The sequence below is a fragment of the Enterococcus sp. S22(2020) genome (assembly GCF_020295385.1).
GTDB classification, from domain to species: Bacteria; Bacillota; Bacilli; order Lactobacillales; family Enterococcaceae; genus Enterococcus_L; species Enterococcus_L dunnyi.
This window is the reverse complement of the sequence record NZ_JACFUD010000009.1, coordinates 1-18,716: the sequence shown is the minus strand read 5'-3', so window position 1 is coordinate 18,716 and position 18,716 is coordinate 1. Positions and strand designations below refer to the sequence as shown.

General features: G+C 37.4%; 17 protein-coding genes. 14 read left to right on the top strand and 3 right to left on the bottom strand.

Annotation, left to right across the window (positions count from 1 at the left end):
• Positions 1–203 precede the first annotated feature (203 nt).
• The 6 genes from H3T55_RS15585 to H3T55_RS15560 all read left to right on the top strand — a co-directional run bounded on the left by H3T55_RS15585 (position 204) and on the right by H3T55_RS15560 (position 7,421).
• Positions 204–3,095: a sigma-54-dependent transcriptional regulator gene (locus tag H3T55_RS15585; protein WP_225535070.1), complete on the top strand. Its 2,892-nt coding sequence runs from the start codon at positions 204–206 to the stop codon at positions 3,093–3,095.
• A 260-nt stretch (positions 3,096–3,355) separates the two neighbouring features.
• Entirely contained in the window at positions 3,356–3,850 is a 495-nt protein-coding gene (locus tag H3T55_RS15580; RefSeq protein ID WP_087641651.1) for a mannose/fructose/sorbose PTS transporter subunit IIB, read from the top strand.
• Positions 3,851–4,113: 263 nt separating this feature from the next.
• Positions 4,114–5,112, top strand: a complete 999-nt coding sequence (locus tag H3T55_RS15575; RefSeq protein ID WP_087641652.1) for a mannose/fructose/sorbose PTS transporter subunit IIA — start codon at positions 4,114–4,116, stop codon at positions 5,110–5,112.
• A 33-nt stretch (positions 5,113–5,145) separates the two neighbouring features.
• Positions 5,146–5,964: a PTS mannose/fructose/sorbose transporter subunit IIC gene (locus tag H3T55_RS15570; RefSeq protein ID WP_225535069.1), complete on the top strand. Its 819-nt coding sequence runs from the start codon at positions 5,146–5,148 to the stop codon at positions 5,962–5,964.
• A gap of 21 nt (positions 5,965–5,985) precedes the next feature.
• Positions 5,986–6,897 carry a PTS system mannose/fructose/sorbose family transporter subunit IID gene (locus H3T55_RS15565; protein ID WP_087641654.1) on the top strand — a complete coding sequence of 304 codons (912 nt, stop codon included), beginning with the start codon at positions 5,986–5,988 and terminating at the stop codon, positions 6,895–6,897.
• Between the two features lie 137 nt (positions 6,898–7,034).
• Positions 7,035–7,421, top strand: coding sequence for a DUF956 family protein (locus H3T55_RS15560; RefSeq protein WP_087641655.1), 387 nt, complete (start codon positions 7,035–7,037; stop codon positions 7,419–7,421).
• A 178-nt stretch (positions 7,422–7,599) separates the two neighbouring features.
• Here the strand turns inward: H3T55_RS15560 and H3T55_RS15555 are convergent, their stop codons facing one another.
• Positions 7,600–8,397, bottom strand: coding sequence for a hypothetical protein (locus H3T55_RS15555; protein ID WP_225535068.1), 798 nt, complete (start codon positions 8,395–8,397; stop codon positions 7,600–7,602).
• Positions 8,398–8,400: 3 nt separating this feature from the next.
• Positions 8,401–8,730: a PadR family transcriptional regulator gene (locus tag H3T55_RS15550; protein WP_225535067.1), complete on the bottom strand. Its 330-nt coding sequence runs from the start codon at positions 8,728–8,730 to the stop codon at positions 8,401–8,403.
• 337 nt (positions 8,731–9,067) lie between these two features.
• Between H3T55_RS15550 and H3T55_RS15545 the strand changes: the two genes are divergently transcribed.
• Positions 9,068–9,595: an HdeD family acid-resistance protein gene (locus tag H3T55_RS15545; RefSeq protein ID WP_087641658.1), complete on the top strand. Its 528-nt coding sequence runs from the start codon at positions 9,068–9,070 to the stop codon at positions 9,593–9,595.
• Between the two features lie 200 nt (positions 9,596–9,795).
• Positions 9,796–10,575, top strand: a complete 780-nt coding sequence (locus H3T55_RS15540) for an HNH endonuclease (RefSeq protein WP_225535066.1) — start codon at positions 9,796–9,798, stop codon at positions 10,573–10,575.
• Between the two features lie 126 nt (positions 10,576–10,701).
• Here H3T55_RS15540 and H3T55_RS15535 read toward each other — a convergent pair whose 3' ends face one another.
• Positions 10,702–10,902 (bottom strand): hypothetical protein, encoded by a 201-nt coding sequence (locus H3T55_RS15535; RefSeq protein WP_087641660.1) that lies wholly within the window; start codon positions 10,900–10,902, stop codon positions 10,702–10,704.
• A gap of 159 nt (positions 10,903–11,061) precedes the next feature.
• Between H3T55_RS15535 and H3T55_RS15530 the strand changes: the two genes are divergently transcribed.
• The 6 genes from H3T55_RS15530 to dhaS all read left to right on the top strand — a co-directional run bounded on the left by H3T55_RS15530 (position 11,062) and on the right by dhaS (position 18,618).
• Positions 11,062–11,640: a TMEM175 family protein gene (locus H3T55_RS15530; RefSeq protein ID WP_087641661.1), complete on the top strand. Its 579-nt coding sequence runs from the start codon at positions 11,062–11,064 to the stop codon at positions 11,638–11,640.
• A gap of 465 nt (positions 11,641–12,105) precedes the next feature.
• A complete protein-coding gene (locus H3T55_RS15525) occupies positions 12,106–14,217 on the top strand; it encodes a hypothetical protein (protein ID WP_225535065.1) in 2,112 nt (703 codons plus the stop codon).
• 183 nt (positions 14,218–14,400) lie between these two features.
• Positions 14,401–16,179 (top strand): ABC1 kinase family protein, encoded by a 1,779-nt coding sequence (locus H3T55_RS15520; RefSeq protein WP_225535064.1) that lies wholly within the window; start codon positions 14,401–14,403, stop codon positions 16,177–16,179.
• Positions 16,180–16,323: 144 nt separating this feature from the next.
• A complete protein-coding gene (locus H3T55_RS15515; protein ID WP_225535063.1) occupies positions 16,324–17,190 on the top strand; it encodes an ATP-binding cassette domain-containing protein in 867 nt (288 codons plus the stop codon).
• Between the two features lie 11 nt (positions 17,191–17,201).
• Positions 17,202–17,963 (top strand): hypothetical protein, encoded by a 762-nt coding sequence (locus H3T55_RS15510; RefSeq protein ID WP_087641665.1) that lies wholly within the window; start codon positions 17,202–17,204, stop codon positions 17,961–17,963.
• A 106-nt stretch (positions 17,964–18,069) separates the two neighbouring features.
• The gene (gene dhaS, locus H3T55_RS15505) at positions 18,070–18,618 is read left to right on the top strand and encodes a dihydroxyacetone kinase transcriptional activator DhaS (RefSeq protein ID WP_225535062.1); all 549 of its coding nucleotides are present in this window, start codon (positions 18,070–18,072) and stop codon (positions 18,616–18,618) included.
• Positions 18,619–18,716: the final 98 nt, after the last annotated feature.

Here is an 18,716-nt window from a genome sequence, read left to right as displayed (position 1 = left end):
TAGATTTTTCAAGGAATTTCAGACTTTTTCAGAAATCCTCTGTACTTTTTATTCAAATGGAGAAATTTTCTAAAGTTTCAGTGTTTCATGTGGAACATTCAACTCAAAGGGTTATTAGTGTACTTTTTTTATGATACACTGTATGATACACATAAAATTAGTGTATCGTTTTGGGGCTTTGAGTGTAAAAAGGAGAGTGTAAAATGAAACGGATCGATCGAATCTATCAATATGTAAAAGAGCAGACCGAACATTTGATGCCAAATGATGTTTCTTTAGGGAGCGGTGTGACAACAGGCGATGTTTCAAATGCTCTAGATATACAAAGAACCAATGCCAGCAAAGATTTGAATCAGCTTGTGAGAGAAGGGTTATTGGAAAAAACGGATGGACGCCCAGTTAAATATGTAGATAAAGCTGTTTTTAAATATCAGCCACTGTCTAAACCTGTGAAAAGCTATCGTGAACGTAGTTTGATGGAAGAACAGGAAACAGTGACACAACAGCAATCAACTAAAACGTTTGTCGGTGAAGATATTTTCAAAGCGATGATTGGTTCTACAGGGAGTATGAGAACACCTGTAGAGCAGGCAAAAGCGGCTATTTTATATCCGCCAAAGGGCTTAAATTGTTTGATCACAGGTCCAACAGGATCTGGAAAAACCTACTTTGCTCATGCGATGTTTCAATTTGCCTTACTGAATCATGTCATTGACTCATCTAAGAAATTAGTTGTTTTTAACTGTGCAGACTATGCGCACAACCCAGAATTATTGATGTCACACTTATTTGGTTATGCAGAAGGAGCATTTACAGGAGCTAATAAAGCAAAAGAAGGAATCATCCATGAAGCAGATGGAGGTATCTTATTTTTGGACGAGGTGCATCGTTTGCCGCCGGAAGGACAGGAAATGGTCTTTTATTTCATGGATCATGGAACATACTCACGACTAGGGGAGACGATCAAAAATCGGCATGCAGATGTCAGGATCATTTGTGCTACAACTGAAAATCCTACCTCTTCCTTGTTGAATACATTTGTCCGCAGAATTCCGATCATTATTCAACTACCCAATTTTATTGATCGGCCGGCAAAGGAAAAGATCGATCTGCTTCGAGTAATGATTTCAATGGAAGCTTCTCGAATTCATCGGACGATTTCTTTATCAGAAGATGTGGTCAAAGCTTTGATCGGTAGTGTCTCTTACGGAAATGTAGGTCAGTTGAAGTCCAATGTTCAGCTAGTGACTGCAAGAGGCTTTTTGAATCATATTGAGCAAGACGAGTTAGTGATCACGATCGACGAGCTGACTGATAGCATCAAAGAAGGCATGATGCAACTAGCAAGCAATCGTGATTTGTTGGCGGAGTTATCAAAATATTTAGAACCGCAAATGATTGTGACGCCGAATGAACCATTGGTAACGATTCAATCAGATTCTTATGAGCTGCCGTATAATCTGTATGAAATCATTGGAGATAAAGCAGCGTTATTGAAAGCAGATGGTCTTGAGCAGGAAGCCATCAACAACTTTATCACGACAGATATCAATGTCCACTTAAAATCCTTTTACAAAGATCATGGGTTTACATTTGATACAGAAAATAAATTAGCGGAAATCGTTGATCAACGGATCATTGACGTGACAAAAGAAATCTATGCCTTTGCGCAGCAGAAGCTGAATTACAATTTCCAATCTAACTTTATTTATGCGATGAGTCTACATATCAGCTCGTTCTTAAAACGTATCCAAAACGGTGAAGAACGGCAACATCAGTTGAATGAAAACATTCGGAATATGGTACTGGATTATCCGTTAGAATTTGAGACAGCTCAGGAAATCAAGCGAATTATCGCAAATAGCTACCAAATGAATATTCCGGATTTTGAAACCTATTATTTAGCAGTCTTATTGATTTCACTGCGAGAAAATAAAGATGCTGGACGAATCGGTATTGTAGTAGCAGCTCATGGAAAGAGCACAGCAACCAGTATGGTTCAAGTGGTCTCTCAATTGTTGAATGTCGATAACTTAAGAGCAGTGGATATGCCGCTTGAAATGCAGCCAAAAGAAGCATTGCGTCAAATTATCAATGTGGTAAAAGAGGTCAATGAAGATAGCGGTGTGATTCTTTTAGTAGATATGGGGTCTCTAGCAACATTTTCGGATGAAATAACCCGTCAGACAGGAATCGATGTTCGAACGGTCGATATGGTGACAACACCGATCGTTTTAGAGACAGCAAGAAAAACCTCATTGATCGATACACAATTAGATACACTATATGAATCATTGAAAAACTTCCAAGGATACGCTGGTATTCAGCAAGAAAGAAAAAATGAACAGGCGCTATCATGGAAAAAACGAGTGATCATTGCTATTTGTGCTTCAGGTGAAGGAACAGCTAAGCGAATGAAGGAAATGATCGAATCAGCAGTTTCGCCGCAATTAGGAATGGATTTTGAAGTATTGCCCTTATCCGTTGTGGATATGAGAGAGCAGTTAGTGATCATTCAGGAAAAATATCATGTTATTGCGACAACGGGGATCATAGATCCTAAAATTTCTGCACCGTTTATTTCAATGGAAAACTTTTTTTCTGGAGAGGCTGAAACGATCATTGAGAGTTTATTGCTGGAAAGTGAAATCTCTTTGGAACAACAGGAAATGAATGAACAGACAGCACGACAAGCTTGTCTAGATTATATGGAAGAAAGCTTTACATTTATCAATCCAAAAAAAGTAATCGATCCGCTATGGCAGTTTGCTGATATCATTCGGACGAAATTGTCTTTGAAACTGGATTACACATTCTATGTGAATCTGATCATGCATCTAGCGGGAATGCTGGAGCGCGTACTGCAGCATGAAACTCTTTCGTTGACTGAAGATGAATTGAATCATATTATCTCTGAACCAAGTTATGAAGTAGTAGCGAAAGCTGCACTATTTCTAAAGCAAACCTTTCAGTTGGAATTACCATTGGAAGAAATCTATTATATTATTCAATTGATCAAAAATACACAGCAAAATCAGCTGCAAGGTGAAAAAAATACACTAGACTCAATACACAAAGAAGATACACTATTTTAGTGTATCTTCTTTGTGTATTTTCTTAAATAAATCCTTAGTTTTTGGTTTTTTTAGACAATACACTAAAATTGGCACGAAACTTGCTTAATATAGAGTGAGTAGTTACATATGATTGCCAAGTAAACATTTTTTGGAAATAATCGATTTTTGCTAGTCGTTATTTTGGTAATAAATGAAAGAGCATAGTATTTTATTACTAAAGATTGTTTAAAAAGACATTTCGTGGAAAAGAATCGAAAATGCAAGAAGGAGAACAATGAATGATGGATATTCGTTTAGTACGCATCGATGATCGCCTGATACATGGGCAAGTAGCTACAGTTTGGACAAAAAGCACCAATGTAGAACGTATCTTAGTCATTAGTGATGCGGTAGCACACGATACACTAAGAAAAGCGTTACTTGTACAGGCTGCTCCTCCAGGCGTAAAAGTCAATGTCATTACGGTTGAAAAGATGATCGAGATCTTTGGCGATGAACGGTTTGAGGGATTGAAAGTCATGTTGCTGTTCACCAATCCAGAAGATGTTCAGCGGGTAGTAAAGGGCAATGTCGTGTTCGATTCAGTGAATATCGGTGGTATGAGCTTCACGAGCGGTAAACGAATGATTTCCAATGCAGTTGCAGTCGATGAGCAAGACATTGCAGCGTTCAAATATTTGCATGATCAGGGAATTGAATTAGAGATTCGCAAAGTGGTTGCTGACAGCCAAGTGAATTTGATGGAATTACTGAAAAAGGAACAACTTGTTTGATTTTTCAGATTCTATAGATAAATAGAAGCAGACTAGAAGCCAAATGTAGGTACGAGTCCAAAAATCATTGAAAGAGGTGGTTATATAGAGAAGAAAAGGAGATAGGCTTTTTATAACTAAAGGATATGGAACATAGTCACTGCTGAAACATGAAATAAACAATCACTTCATGCATTTTTTAGTTTATATCTTTTCTAATGGTTGTTTATTAAAAGGAAGTTTAGTGATGATGTCATTGAAAAAAATACAGGAGGTATCAAATTATGGTAGGAATTATTCTTGCTAGCCATGGCGAATTTGCTCAAGGCATTTTACAATCCGGTTCCATGATTTTTGGCGAACAGGAAAAAGTACAAGCAGTTGTGTTGATGCCTAGCGAAGGCCCAGATGATTTAAAAGCAAAGCTAACTCAAGCAATTGCAACGTTTGATGAGGAAGACGAAGTATTATTTTTAGTCGATCTATGGGGAGGAACACCGTTTAACCAGGCAAACAGTCTTTTTGAAGAGCATAAAGACAAATGGGCGATCGTTAGCGGCTTGAATTTACCAATGTTGATCGAGGCATATGCTTCTCGTTTCTCAATGAACTCTGCGCATGAAATTGCAGCACACATTCTTGAAACAGCTAAAGAAGGCGTGAGAATCAAACCGGAAGAATTAGAGCCAGCTGAAGCACCTAAAGCAGCAGTTGAGGATGCACAGCCGAAAGGCGCATTGCCTGAAGGAACAGTAGTCGGCGATGGCAAAATCAAATTTGTTTTAGCACGTGTGGATTCTCGTTTACTACATGGACAAGTTGCGACTGCCTGGACGAAATCAGTGTTGCCAAATCGAATCATCGTTGTTTCAGATGCAGTATCGAAAGACGATCTTCGTAAAAAATTGATCGAACAAGCAGCTCCTCCAGGGGTAAAAGCAAACGTTATCCCAATTAGTAAAATGATCGAGATTTCAAAAGATCCACGTTTCGGCAATACAAAAGCATTATTACTATTTGAAAATCCAGAAGATGTGGTCAAAGTCGTAGACGGCGGCGTAGATATCAAAGAAGTCAACGTTGGCTCAATGGCGCACTCAGTTGGGAAAGTCGTAGTAAGCAAAGTATTGTCAATGGGACAAGAAGATGTTGAAGCGTTTGAAAAATTAGAAGCAAAAGGCATCAAGTTTGATGTTCGTAAAGTGCCAAATGATTCTCAAGCAAACATGGATGAAATCCTTAAAAAAGCAAAACACGAATTAGCTGAGGCACACGCAAAATAACACAAATCTTAAATGAAAAATAGGAGGCTTATCATGTCTATTATATCAATTATTTTAGTAATTTTTGTTGCCTTTCTAGCTGGTATGGAAGGGATTCTAGATGAATTTCAATTCCATCAACCGTTAGTGGCATGTACGTTGATCGGTTTAGTTACTGGTCATTTGGAAGCAGGGATCATCTTAGGCGGAACATTACAAATGATCGCGCTTGGATGGGCAAATATCGGAGCAGCCGTAGCGCCGGATGCAGCATTAGCATCGGTAGCATCAGCAATTATTTTAGTTAAAGCACTAGGCGCACAAAGTATTTCTGTAAAAGATGCTGTATCATCATCGATCGCTATCGCTGTACCACTTGCAGTAGCAGGTCTTTTCTTAACAATGATTGTTCGTACATTAGCTGTACCGATCGTTCACATGATGGATTCAGCAGCAGAAAAAGGCAACATTAGACAAATCGAAGCATTGCATATTTTAGCAGTATGTATGCAAGGGGTTCGTATTGCGATTCCAGCAGGCGCACTTTTATTCATTCCAGCAGAATCTGTACAAGGTGCATTGGAATCAATGCCAGCATGGTTGACTGATGGTATGGCTATCGGTGGTGGAATGGTCGTTGCCGTAGGTTATGCATTAGTAATCAACATGATGGCAACAAAAGAAGTTTGGCCATTCTTCGTTATCGGTTTTGTCGTAGCTGCGATTTCTCAATTAACGTTAATCGCATTAGGAGCTTTAGGTGTCGCTTTAGCCTTGATCTACTTGAACCTTTCTAAAATGGGCGGTTCTTCAAATGGCGGCGGCGGAAGCAATACTGGTGACCCGCTTGGCGATATTCTAAATGATTATTAATCCTGAAGGAGGAGAAGAGAAATGGCAGAAAAAATTGAATTAACTAAAAAAGATCGTTTAGCCGTTGCATGGCGCTCTACATTCATTCAGGGTTCTTGGAACTATGAGCGTATGCAAAATGGTGGTTGGGCATTCTCAATGATCCCAGCGATCAAGAAATTATATAAAACAAAAGAAGATCGTTCAGCGGCGTTGAAACGTCACTTAGAATTCTTTAACACTCACCCATATATTGCTTCACCGATCCTTGGTGTAACGTTGGCTCTTGAAGAAGAACGTGCCAATGGCGCTCCTGTTGATGATGTAGCGATCCAAGGGGTTAAAGTTGGGATGATGGGACCATTGGCCGGTGTTGGTGATCCAGTCTTCTGGTTTACTGTTCGTCCGATGTTAGGTGCTCTAGGTGCATCACTTGCAATGGGTGGTAGTATCTTAGGTCCGATCATTTTCTTCGTTGCATGGAACTTGATTCGTTGGGCATTCATGTGGTATACACAAGAATTCGGCTACAAAGCTGGTTCAAAAATCACAGAAGACCTTTCAGGCGGATTATTACAAGACGTGACAAAAGGTGCTTCGATCCTAGGGATGTTCGTTCTGGCAGCCTTAGTACAGCGGTGGGTATCGATCAAATTCCTGCCGATCGTTTCTACAGTTAAGTTAGATAAAGGTGCCTATATCGAGTGGGATAAACTTCCTGCTGGTGGTGAAGGAATCAAGAGCGCATTTGAACAAGTAAATAGTGGAATGGCTCTGTCAGCTAATAAGGTTACAACACTTCAAGACAACTTGGATCAATTGATTCCTGGTTTGGCTGCATTGTTACTTACATTCTTATGTATGTGGTTATTGAAGAAAAAAGTTTCTCCAATCATCATCATTCTTGGTTTGTTCGTAGTCGGCGTAGCTGGCCACTATATTGGCTTGTTATAATCTAAAAAAACATTTTCGTTGGTGCTTAGGATAAAACGAATGCATCGTTTTACCCTGGGCACCATTTACATAGCTTAATCTTTAAAAAAAACATATAATGGAGTAACAAAAGATACAGAGGAAACGAGGTAGGTAAGATGGTTCAATCACTGAATACAAAAGTTGATTTTATAACAGATGCGACTGCTTTTACTGGATTGACAGATTATGGAAAAATTATGATCGGAGACAAGGGATTTGAATTTTACAATGCTCGTGATACTCGTAAATATATTCAAATTCCCTGGGAAGAAGTCGACTATGTGATTGCTTCGGTGATGTTCAAAGGAAAATGGATTCCTCGGTATGCGATTCAGACAAAACAAAACGGCACCTTTACCTTTTCGTCAAAGCAACCGAAAAAAGCACTACGTGAAATGCAGGCTTATGTGTCACCGGATCACATGGTACAATCGCTTGGTTTCTTTGATGTTATGAAGCGAGCATTTAAATCGATCGGGAAAAAGAAAAAAGATAATGGATAAGATCATTTATCAGTAAAAAGGAAACTGAGAAAAAAATGTCTATTTTCGAAGCCTTCAACTCTTAGTGCTTTAGCTGATGTGATCGAAGCGTGACGAAGTAGCTGCTTTTTTCTCGCCGTCTATTCGAAATCAGAGCCTATAACAAAACTAAAAAAACGTTTTGTTACAGGCTCTTTTTTTACTCATCTTTATAAATCTGAAGGGCCGGAAGGCCAACAACGATAAGTAAAATCATTGTAGAGAAAAGCAGTCTACTACCCTCAGATAAAGTAGCAGGATCAACTAAACCAATCAAAACCATACCTTCTAAGACAGCCAGAATCAATGTAGGCAGTGCATCTATCCATCCTTCTTTTTTCAAAAAAGTGCTTAAAAGGATGATGCCTGAAAGGACTAGTAAAATCAACGCAAATGTTTGATGAGAAAGCACTAGTGTTTTGCCGATCCCGCCCATAGCGGTATCAACAATAGGAATCAACAAAGTCGCTAGCCAGCAGATGAAAGCAAATAAAGCAAATGTCCAGCCGGATTTTTTAGAAAATCTCCCGCGCTTGAGTGATACCAGTAATAATATGATCACACAAACAATCAACAAGAGCGGCAATGCTGTTTTAAAGAAGCTCAATGTGACGACAGGCTCTAATAAGATTGAAAATAAGTTATATTGCAGTAGTAAGATCAACACGAAACTGATGGATCTAGCAGTACTGATCTTTGTTTCATTCGGCAAGGCAGTGAGTATTTCATCACTGATTTCTTTAGGATTTTTCCCGAAGAAAGCTTGTGCAGAACGCCCATTTTTTTGTGCGTCAAGAATATCCTGAAGAATTTCCAAAAGTGTTTCTTCCGTTGCCTGCTCTTGTTTGTGTCCATTGATGCGAATATAAAGGAGCAAGTCTTCGTAGTACTTTTTATTTTCGTCTGTTAGTTGTTTTCTCAATCGATTGTTTTCCTTGATCAGTTCTTTTGTCGTCATTGTTTATCCCTCATTTTCTTGTTCTATAATGTTATTCACGGCCGAAGATAATTGCTTCCAGTGCTCTTCAAATTCTAGTAAATAGTCCTCACCAGCTTGGGTTAAGAAATAGTATTTTCTTTTGGGCCCTTCAGATGATGGACGCATTTCCCCATTGATAAGTTGCTGCTTTTGCAGTTTGAGTAAAATAGGATAGATGCTGCCTTCACTGACCATCGTTAGACCATAATCGGACAATAAAGTAAGCATTTCATAGCCATAAACGGTTTTCTTTTGAATGATCTTCAGTATGCAACCTTCTAGTAATCCTTTGAGCATTTGACTAGTGTCCAAATGATTTCCTCCTTTTTACAGGTATCTTGTAATACAATATACCAAAAAACTCACTATGTTGTAAAGCAATATAGTGAGTTTTTATTTTTGATTATCGCTTGAAGTAAAGAGAATAGTGTTCTTATCATGGTATGGATAGGCTCGTTTTAGTAGTAACTGGAGTAAGATTTAAATACAAAATTCTTTATAATAAAAGTGATCTTAACAAATATTCAAAAAAAATTCTTGACCCGTTTTTTTTTTGAAAAATATTACAGGGGTTATCTTTTGACGAATATATTTCTTAGGAGTACCATAAAATTGTAAAATAAAATAACAAATGAGGAAGTGGAACGTAATGAATGAAACAAGAAGAAATGGCATTGATTGGGGATCATTGGTTTTGGGTATCCTCTTTGTTTTGACTGCGTTGATATCTTTTCAAGATCCAGCAGGAAATTTGATTGCAATTGTAATGGTTTTTGCATTTTTTGCGATCATCAAAGGGATTTTCGAGATTTTTGTTCGTAACAGACTAAAAGAATTGACTGGATATAAAGCGTACGGACCAATCATTTTAGGTGTGATCGATATTATAATCGGTATTTACTTATTCTTCAATTTGAATATTGGGATAGCAGTGTTACCATTTGTTTTTGCGATTTGGTTTATTGCTGATTCAGTTTTTGGTTTGTTTGCATTAGATTTGGCAAAATCTGTGAGCACGGGTTATTTCTGGTTTACGCTGATCATTAATGTATTAGGGATCATTTTAGGATTTATGCTATTGATGGATCCGTTGACCTCTGCACTTACATTGAGCTTTTTAGTCGGTTTTTATTTTATGCTTTATGGAATCACTCATATTGTCTATGCATTTAGATAGTAGAAGCTGAGACAAAAGTCGTTTAGGTTCGAGTAATTAAAGTGACATCTGTTGCAAAATTCGCGAAGAACCTGATTTTTTTACCAATGTTTATTAAGAAGTAAAGTCTGGGACAAAATTATTTTCTAGTTTTGATCCAGACTCTCTTTTTATAGAAAATAGGTTATAATGGGGAAAAACAAAAAGGAATTGAGAATAGCATGGTGTATCAGCGATTTAAACTTCCGCAGGCGTATTGTCCCAAATGTTCTAGAAAAGTAGAATTGCTTTTTTCAGAAGAAAAGGATGAAGCTGGTCAATTTTATATTTGCTTTAAATGTCAGACGATCGGGCAATTTGGTGTGGGAGAATTGCCGAAGAATGATTATGCTGGATTTTCCGTTAAAAGAAAAGAAGAAATCAAGCAGCTGGTAGAGGAGATTCCGGACAAGTACATTTATAAGGCTAAAGGTAGTCAACTGCGTTTGGAAGAAAAAAGTAACACCTATACAAGACGTTGGTTAAGTCTGTATGAATACGAAAAAGCATTTGGTGAAACACTTGGATTTGAAACAATTGATTTCAGAGAAGATAAAACAAGATGTAAGTGGTGCGCTCAAGCATTAGAAGGGCGGCGTACCTCTTTTTGCTCAGATCGATGTAGCCGGAATTATGGAAAAGCGACCTTCTTCAAGCGGGGAATTTCAACACTCCCTTATAGAATTGCAAGCCGAGATCGCTTTTATTGTCGGGTGACTGGAGAAGATCTCGCTGTAACGAATCGGTTGGGTGTTAGGATACCTGCTAGCAATCAACAGATGGAAATTCATCATCTAGTGTTTGTAGCAGATGGCGGAAGCGACCACGAAACGAATTTATTGACTGTCTCAAAACAAGTCCATAAAGACTATCATAGTGGGGTTGATTATGCTGTTCAGGCAATTGAACAGATCAAACAAGTACAGTTGCAGATGTATCGGGAAAAAATGTATGTAAAATAAAAAGCAGGAGCAAAAGCACCTCCTTAGGAGAAAGATGCTTCTGTTCCTGTCGATTTATGGGGAAGAAGAGGAGATAAAACTAATTTTTTAATTTTGTCCCGCTCTTCGATTTTTAAAAAAATAGGATTAATAGTATCTACGGCGGTTATTTGAAGGACCTGAGATCATGCGGACTAGCCACACAGCGATTGCTACGGGAATCATGATCTTGATTGCAAACCACAATAAGCTTCCGACAATTCCTAGTACAATACTTAAAATAAAACTCCCTACGAAAAATAATCCGATGACCATTAAAATATTCATTATCATTGATTGTTGTCTCATTAGTAAAACCTCCATTTTTTTCTCTCGTTCTCTATGAATAAAGTATAGCAAGAATCTCAAGAGAAGGAATCCATCTTGGGTCTGATTTTATCTCAGGCGCAAGGCGGGTGAACGCATAGCATTTGTCTAAAAGGATGTACGATACAAGGAGTGGAATACATGTCAAAATCGAGGCTTGAAGCATTTACAGACGCAGTGATCGCTATCGTCATGACGATCTTAGTATTAGAGTTACACCAGCCAACAACAGATACTTTAGCTGGATTGGTTGGGATCGAGAAGAAGCTTTTTATCTATGTTGTCAGTTTTGTGATGCTGGCGATTTATTGGAATAATCATCATCATATGTTTCAACTAGTTCATAAAATCAATGGCAGAGTGCTGTGGGCAAATAACTTTTTCATTTTTACATTAACATTGGTGCCTTTTGCAACAGCCTGGGTCGGTGATTTCATTGACAGCTTAGTCCCACAATTGACCTACGGCATTGTGACGTTGATCGCCAATTGTGCCTATTTGATATTGACGAAAGAATTGATACGAGCAAACGGTAAAGAATCTACTTTAAGAGAGCTGTTCCAGCGTTATAATAAATCGTACATCACGATTTTTTTAAATCTCTTAGGATTGGCTCTTGGCTGGTTGATTCATCCATACTTTGTCTTGGTTTTAAATATTAGTAGCTTGATTATGTGGATCATTCCTGATCGCCGCATTGAAAATAAATACAAAGAATGAATAAATTGTAGAATTGATAGGAGTTTGAGATAAAAGTACTTATTTCCAAAAGATATACTTTTGTCTCGTCGTTTATTCGGATTAAGAGAGCGAAACAAAACGGATTTTTAGTTTTGTTCCGCTCTCTATTTTTGTTATAAAAAAAGTATATTCTCATTTTTTTAGACGTATTAAACATTTTATGAAAACAAAACAGGTGTATTTTAAGGTAAAATTAGAAATGATTGTGTAAAAAAGGACGTATTAAACATAGAATTAGAAAAATGGTAGGAGTAAGACGAAAATATCAATAACGACTACAACGTTTTCAGCAATTATCAGCATGTCAGTTTAGGATATTAAAAGAAAACAAGTAGATGATTGATCGTTGCAAATTCAAAATTCTGTTCCGAACCTTCACTGGTTATAAAAAGGAATGTTCATTATGAAGTAAGGAATTAGCAAAAAAAGGAGCCGTTAGTACATATGGAAAAAGGAATCCAGACAAATAAAACAACGGGAAATAAAAAAGTTTTTTTCCGAAAAGAAATAGAAGAAAGTAGACTTGGGGAAGAGCTTTATTCAGATGATGTTTTAAGCCAGTACTCTGTTTATTTATTAAGAAAGTTTGAGCTATCGGAGGATTATGATCAGCCAGAGCAATTTGAAGCACTTTTGACGGATTTACCAGAACAATTCAATCATGAATTTGAAGATAGTGTAGTTAAAAATCTATATGTTCGAGTAACACAAAAAGCTGTCTATATCACGTTGCTTTTAGCTCTAGCACATCCACTGAGCAAGCTGCAAATAAGTGATCTGCGGACATGGATCAGCGGTTTAGAAGTACCTGAACTAAGCCTAGAGCATACAACAGCATTTTCTGAAGCGGTACCGTTAGAAATGGTCAAAGGACTGCAGGAAACCAACAGTGAAGTACTACTTTTGACAGAAATGATGAATCAATTTAGCGATAATCTAAATGATATATACAAAGAAGTGCAGGAAGTCAAAAATAAGAAAACACCTCCTGTCGTAAAGGTCATCCAAAGTAAAGTAGCTGCCAAAGAAGCTCAGGAAGCTGCCAACGCGCAACAAATAAAGAGCTTGGAGCAGACACTGACTAAGTTAGTAGATGAATTTTCAGTATTCAAAACAGAGGTGAATCAAAAGCTAGAATCTTTGCCTAAACCTAAAACACCGCCGAAATTTAAAATCATGTTTGGTTCATCTGAAGGTGAGTCCGGTCCAACGGTCGAAGAACGCTTAGAAGAGGCGCTCAAACGAATCGATTTATTAGGACAAAGGTTAAATGACTCGGATCAAAAAGTATCGAAAATCGATCAGTCATTGGAAAAACAAAAGAAACATCCAAAATTAAGTTTTTCTACAGCAAAAAAAGTGGATCATGAACGAAATCAGTTAGCAGAAAAAGTTGCATCAACTAGTAACGAAGTGACAGCTATTGCCCATCAGCTCCAAAAAATAGATGATAAGTTGAGTACGATGGAGTCAAATGTTTTGAATGCCAAGCCAGATTCTGAAGCTTTGGCAAGGATCGAAAAAGATCATGGTCAAATACAAGAAACTGCTTCTGAAACAATCAAATTGAATCAAGTGATCGAGCAGTTGACTGCGAAACTTCAAGCAGTCGAATCTGAGCTAGTCAATGTAAGTAAAGAGAAAAGAAAGATTCCTCATGCTAAACTAACGAAAAGTGATCATGCTAAAAAAATGGCGGAACAGCATCAAAAGGATCAGGAACAATTAAAATCAAATGCCACTGAAATCAAACGATTGACTCAAACGGTTGGAAAAGTAGACGTTCAATTGATCAAGGCGCATCAGAAAATCGCAGAATTAGAGCAAAAAATCCGCCAAGCTCCACCTGTGATTGAAAAGGCGCCAGTAAAAGTAGAAGTACCGTCAAAGCCGATCGACACAAGCATCAATAATACGTTCGTTGGTCCACCAGCTCCACCGAAAGCGTCAAATAGTTCAACTGCTAATAGAGGCTTTCCAACAAAAGAGTCTTTCTTACAAGCAAGTAGACCAAGACCGACAACTGATATGATCGAAGAACGCCCAACAGTCACACTGGCAATTGAGGAAATGCTGGATCGTGTGTCTGAAAAGCATCCGATCTCAGAATCTAGCAGATCTTGGACAGTCGCAGAAGGCTACGAACAAAGTAAAGAGAATTATCAGGATCAGCAAGGACCTTCTCTACGTCGGTTGAAAAAACTAGAATGGGATATTCATACCTATTTCCAAAAAGGCCGAAGTGTAGGGCATAAGGGGATGATGGCGAAAGATGATTTTTACGCAAATATTCGTCAAATCGAAGTGTTGCCATATTTATGGGGAACAGTCTATGAAAAAGAGAAGAAGGATATTTTACTCGGCAATGAATTGAGCTGCCAACAACTGGTTGATGACTTGGCTGATTTTTTAGAAGAGGTCGAAGTTCTATCTAGAAAACGAAAAGTCATGGGTAAATGGATCTATTGTCCCAAAGAAGTTGAACAAAAAATGGAAGGCTATAAGCTTTTAAGTGAATATTTAGAGACGTATATTGCAAGACAAGAGAGTATATAAAATGAAAAAAATAGAGTGCGGGACAAAACTGATCTTTAGGTTTTGTCCCGCATTTTTAAACATAATAGATAATTGCTCGAACTTGCTCGACTTTTATCCCAACCTCCCTCTCCCTCTTGGTCTATGTTTCGAGTTGCTCTAATTTCTTATAACGATTACTATTAAGAAAAGGGGGAGAGGACGATGACAGAATCTTCAACAGTATCGAAAGCTGCTCACACACAAAAGGATAAAAGTAAAAGTGCGCGTTTTAAAGAAATCATGCAGGTTTTTCTAGCTTATAATGTACTGGGAAATTTATCAAAACAAGAGAAGCCTGAAAAAGTTAGAGAAGCATTGGAAGCTTTAGGACCAACATTTATTAAAGTCGGACAAATGCTATCTGTACGGACGGATATTCTTACACCCGCATATATTGATGAGCTGAAAAAATTACAAGATAATGTTAAAACAGATGATTTTTCTTTGGTAAAAGAAGTTATTGAAGCCGAGACAGGATTACCTCTGACCGATATTTTTACTAAATTTGAAGAGCAGCCGTTTGCCTCAGCATCTATGGGACAAACTCATAAGGCCATGTTGCCTGATGGTCGAATCGTAGCAGTGAAAGTACAGCACCCAGGAATCAAAGAAGCGATTACATTGGATTTATCTTTATTTGAAAAGGCACTGCCGTTGATCAAATACATCCCAGAAGCTAGTGTAGTCGATCCAAAAGAAATCTTTCTAGAAATCAAAACATCTCTTGAAAATGAGTTGGATTCATTAAAAGAAGCAGCAAATGGGAAAGAATTTTATGAAAAGAACAACGGTTGGCAGATTGTTCGTTCACCGTTGATTTATGAGGAATACTCTACATCAAAAGTTTTGGTGATGGAATTTATGGAAGGAAAGAGTATCAAACGTTTTGTGAAGGATGAAGTAAATGAGACTGATGAGCAGCAGCAAGAGCATCAAAAAATGAAAAAGTATTTTGGTGATACGCTGGTCAAAAATTTTGTGAAGCAAGTTTTTGAGGATGGTTTTTTCCATGCAGATCCTCATCCAGGTAATATTTTTGTTCAGATGCTCCCATTCTCAGAAGAAGGAAAGAAAGAGTTTGCACAAGTGAAGAATCAGTATCTTGAAAAAAAGCTTGGTTCTAATCAGTTTATGTTTGAGTATACAAAAGACCAAGAGTTACCTCCGTATCGTCTAGTTTTCTTGGATTTTGGCATGATGGGCAGACTGGATAAAGAGATGATCCATAAATTGACGGCAGTGATGGATAGCTTATATGGAAATAACGCTAAGGTAATCGGTCAGGCAATTTTGCGATTATGTAAACAAGTCGGACCGATGGATGAAGAAGTATTTTTCGAACAATTAACACCACTTTTAGAGGATAATTATGGTGTTAGTATTGGCGATATCAATTTACAAACGTTGTTTTTTCAAATCATAGCGATCTGTCATCAAAATAATTTACAGGTCCCACAGGAAGTAACCATGCTAGTCAAAGCAGTGGCAACTTTTGAAGGAATGATTCGCGAGCTGGATCCTGAAATTTCATTAGTGGAAATCGCAACGCCGTTTGCTAAAAAATATTTTACTGAAAAAATCGATTGGTCATTTGAATTGAAGCGCGCAGGATTAGATCTGCTTTATTCAGCTAAAGCTGCTCCGAAAATCCCGTCGAGAACATTAGATGTACTAGATGATTTTGCTAAAGGAAAAACAAAAATCAATTTGGAACTCAAGAAACAAAATGAATTATTGGATAGAATTGAAGGAATGATCAATCGCTTAGTTATTGGGTTGATTTTAGCGGCACTGATCATAGGGTCATCCATGTTGGTTGAGTTCAACCAAAGTGTTACGAGTAATTTCGTTTCTATTTTGGGCATGATCGGCTATGGGATCGCGCTGTTTGCGATTTTATTTTTGGCAGTCGATATTTTGAGAAAACGTAAGAAAAAGTAAAGGGATCATGATGAAAATGGTCTCCTTTTTAAATAATCTCCCTCTAGAATAAAAAACATGATACACTAATATTGTTCATTTTTTTCTATTATTAGGGGATCAAAATTGAAAAAAAGGGAAAACAAAAAATAAAAGGAGTTTACTATGGAAATTAAAGTAAGAGATCTAGTTATGCGCTATGGTCGTGTAGAAGTATTGAATATCCGTTCATTAGACTTTGAAAAGGGTACTTCTTATGGCTTAGTTGGTCATAACGGTGCAGGTAAAACGACATTGTTTAAATGTATGACAAATATCATCTCGAATTATCAAGGCGATATTTTGATCGATGAAACGTCTGTTAAACAGCACAATGAAGTATTACTGAATGTTGGGATCGTATTAGACGGAATGTCTGTTTATACGAATCGTACAGGTTGGTTCAATATTGAGTATTTTTCTGGCTTGCGCGGAAGCTTTGATCAGGAAAAAGCAAAGGATTTAGCTAGAGAGCTGGATTTATTTGCTGTATTAGATCAAAAGGTAAAAAGTTATTCGTATGGCATGCAGAAAAAACTGATTTTATTGATTGCGTTGATGCATACACCGGAAGTCTTGATTTTAGATGAGCCTTTCCGCGGATTAGATATCGATACAGTAAAATGGTTTAAGAAATATTTGAAACAGTTGACAGAACAAGGGTTGACCCTAGTTATTTCCAGTCATGTTCAGAATGATTTGGAAGCATTATGTGATATTGTTTACGTGATCGATCGCGGTCGTATCGCTGAAACGATCGATATCAATGCTGAAAAAGAAAAACAAATTCGCCGTGTCGACACAACAAATAATGATCGTCTGAAAGAGTTCTTGGATGAAGCGAATTATTATTATCAAGTAGACGAAGAAGGCGGCGTGAAACTGGACATTTCTGATGAACGTTGGGCTGAGATCAAGCAACGTTTAGCAGAGGAAACGATTGAAATTTCTGAATTATCTAAAGTGAAAATTTTAGATGAGAAATTGAATTAGGAGGGGTGAACATGACTGGGAAACTGATTTTTAAAATGGAGTTATTTAAATTTTTACGAGATAAAAGCTTTTTGATCACAGCTGGAGTGATCGGGGTGTTGAACATTATTTTGACCTTATTTGCATTGAGTGCTACGTCGGTCTTCACAGATTATTACTATGAATCTGGTGCTGCGGCAACTTTGCTTGCAACGATGGGAATTGTCGGCTTTATTGTTATTCTGGGAAATGTCATTTTTGCTTATGTTTATCCATTCCATATGATTTCAATGGATTATAAGAATAATGTCATGGCGATGATGGTCGCTTCTGGCGTAAATAGAAGAAAATTATTCTTTGCAAAAATTGGTGCGATTTTTGTTTGTACGATTGCATTGATGATACTGATCGCATTGATTCCGATGATTCTATTTTTAGTAAAAATCGTTCAGCTGGATGGCTGGGATAGCTTTGTTGAAGGAATCAATTCAATGTTTTATTATACCGATCTAAACTTAGGGAAATTGATTTTTTCTGGCTTGTTGAGCTATTTGAATATGCTGATGATCATTGCGACTGCTTGTATCATCATGAAAGGAAAGAACCTATCGTTCCTATTATTCATCGGATTCAACATAATTAACACTTTTGTTACAGGGCTATTGAGCTCGATCGGCTTTGCTTTTAATTTTAGTGTGACTGGAAGTTATATCCTTCAATTACTTTTAATGGTCATTTCAATTGTGGTCTTTGGGTATATTTCATTAAGAACATTAGAAAAACAAAATTTATAAGAATCTTGAGCTGGGGAGTGATCCTCAGCTTTTTTAGTACATAGATGTTATAAATCGCAAATTACTGGTACAATGAAAACACTAAAGTGATTAAAGGTGCAGATAGATGACAGGATCATTGATTACAAAGAAGAAAATTGCTAAGGTCTTTAAAAAGCTGGTTGGAGAAATCGGATTTGAAAAAGTCACGATTGCAAAAATCATGCAGGAAAGTAAGATGAGACGGCAAACATTTTATGATCATTTTCAAGATAAATATGAATTGGCAGACTGGATTTTTCAACAAGAAGCAATTGAAAAAATCGAAGATAATTTGGCTTATGAAGGCTGGCAGACCATCGTAGAAAATCTGTTTGTCTATTTTGAAGAAAATCAATTGTTTTATAGAAAAATCTTGCAGTTTGATGGCCAAAATTCGTTTCAGGAATACTATACACAGCATTTGAAATCACTGATCAGACAAGTTCTGATCGTTAAAGCTGGTACTGAAAAAGAGAGAGCGCATCAGGAACAATTATTTTTAGAAGACTTTTATGCGACAGCTTTTGTTTCGATGACGACAAAATGGCTCATTGGAGGCTGTCCAGTTCGTTCGGAACAATTTGCGAAGCAAATGAGGATCGCATTTTTGATGGGCTTTGATGAAAAAGAATAGTGGTTAGAGTAGAAATGGTCAACTCTTAGTGCTTTAGTACGTGGAGATTTGCTAGCTTCACTTTGTTCTTTGAACAATAGTGAAACTGTATGCGTTAG

What these genes read in the sequence shown, in the direction of transcription:
- H3T55_RS15585 (WP_225535070.1), top strand. Translation starts at nt 204, where the DNA reads ATGAAACGGATCGATCGAATCTATCAATATGTAAAAGAGCAGACCGAA.
- H3T55_RS15580 (WP_087641651.1), top strand. Translation starts at nt 3,356, where the DNA reads ATGATGGATATTCGTTTAGTACGCATCGATGATCGCCTGATACATGGG.
- H3T55_RS15575 (WP_087641652.1), top strand. Translation starts at nt 4,114, where the DNA reads ATGGTAGGAATTATTCTTGCTAGCCATGGCGAATTTGCTCAAGGCATT.
- H3T55_RS15570 (WP_225535069.1), top strand. Translation starts at nt 5,146, where the DNA reads ATGTCTATTATATCAATTATTTTAGTAATTTTTGTTGCCTTTCTAGCT.
- H3T55_RS15565 (WP_087641654.1), top strand. Translation starts at nt 5,986, where the DNA reads ATGGCAGAAAAAATTGAATTAACTAAAAAAGATCGTTTAGCCGTTGCA.
- H3T55_RS15560 (WP_087641655.1), top strand. Translation starts at nt 7,035, where the DNA reads ATGGTTCAATCACTGAATACAAAAGTTGATTTTATAACAGATGCGACT.
- H3T55_RS15555 (WP_225535068.1), bottom strand. Translation starts at nt 8,397, where the DNA reads ATGACGACAAAAGAACTGATCAAGGAAAACAATCGATTGAGAAAACAA.
- H3T55_RS15545 (WP_087641658.1), top strand. Translation starts at nt 9,068, where the DNA reads ATGAATGAAACAAGAAGAAATGGCATTGATTGGGGATCATTGGTTTTG.
- H3T55_RS15540 (WP_225535066.1), top strand. Translation starts at nt 9,796, where the DNA reads ATGGTGTATCAGCGATTTAAACTTCCGCAGGCGTATTGTCCCAAATGT.
- H3T55_RS15535 (WP_087641660.1), bottom strand. Translation starts at nt 10,902, where the DNA reads ATGAGACAACAATCAATGATAATGAATATTTTAATGGTCATCGGATTA.
- H3T55_RS15530 (WP_087641661.1), top strand. Translation starts at nt 11,062, where the DNA reads ATGTCAAAATCGAGGCTTGAAGCATTTACAGACGCAGTGATCGCTATC.
- H3T55_RS15525 (WP_225535065.1), top strand. Translation starts at nt 12,106, where the DNA reads ATGGAAAAAGGAATCCAGACAAATAAAACAACGGGAAATAAAAAAGTT.
- H3T55_RS15520 (WP_225535064.1), top strand. Translation starts at nt 14,401, where the DNA reads ATGACAGAATCTTCAACAGTATCGAAAGCTGCTCACACACAAAAGGAT.
- H3T55_RS15515 (WP_225535063.1), top strand. Translation starts at nt 16,324, where the DNA reads ATGGAAATTAAAGTAAGAGATCTAGTTATGCGCTATGGTCGTGTAGAA.
- H3T55_RS15510 (WP_087641665.1), top strand. Translation starts at nt 17,202, where the DNA reads ATGACTGGGAAACTGATTTTTAAAATGGAGTTATTTAAATTTTTACGA.
- dhaS (WP_225535062.1), top strand. Translation starts at nt 18,070, where the DNA reads ATGACAGGATCATTGATTACAAAGAAGAAAATTGCTAAGGTCTTTAAA.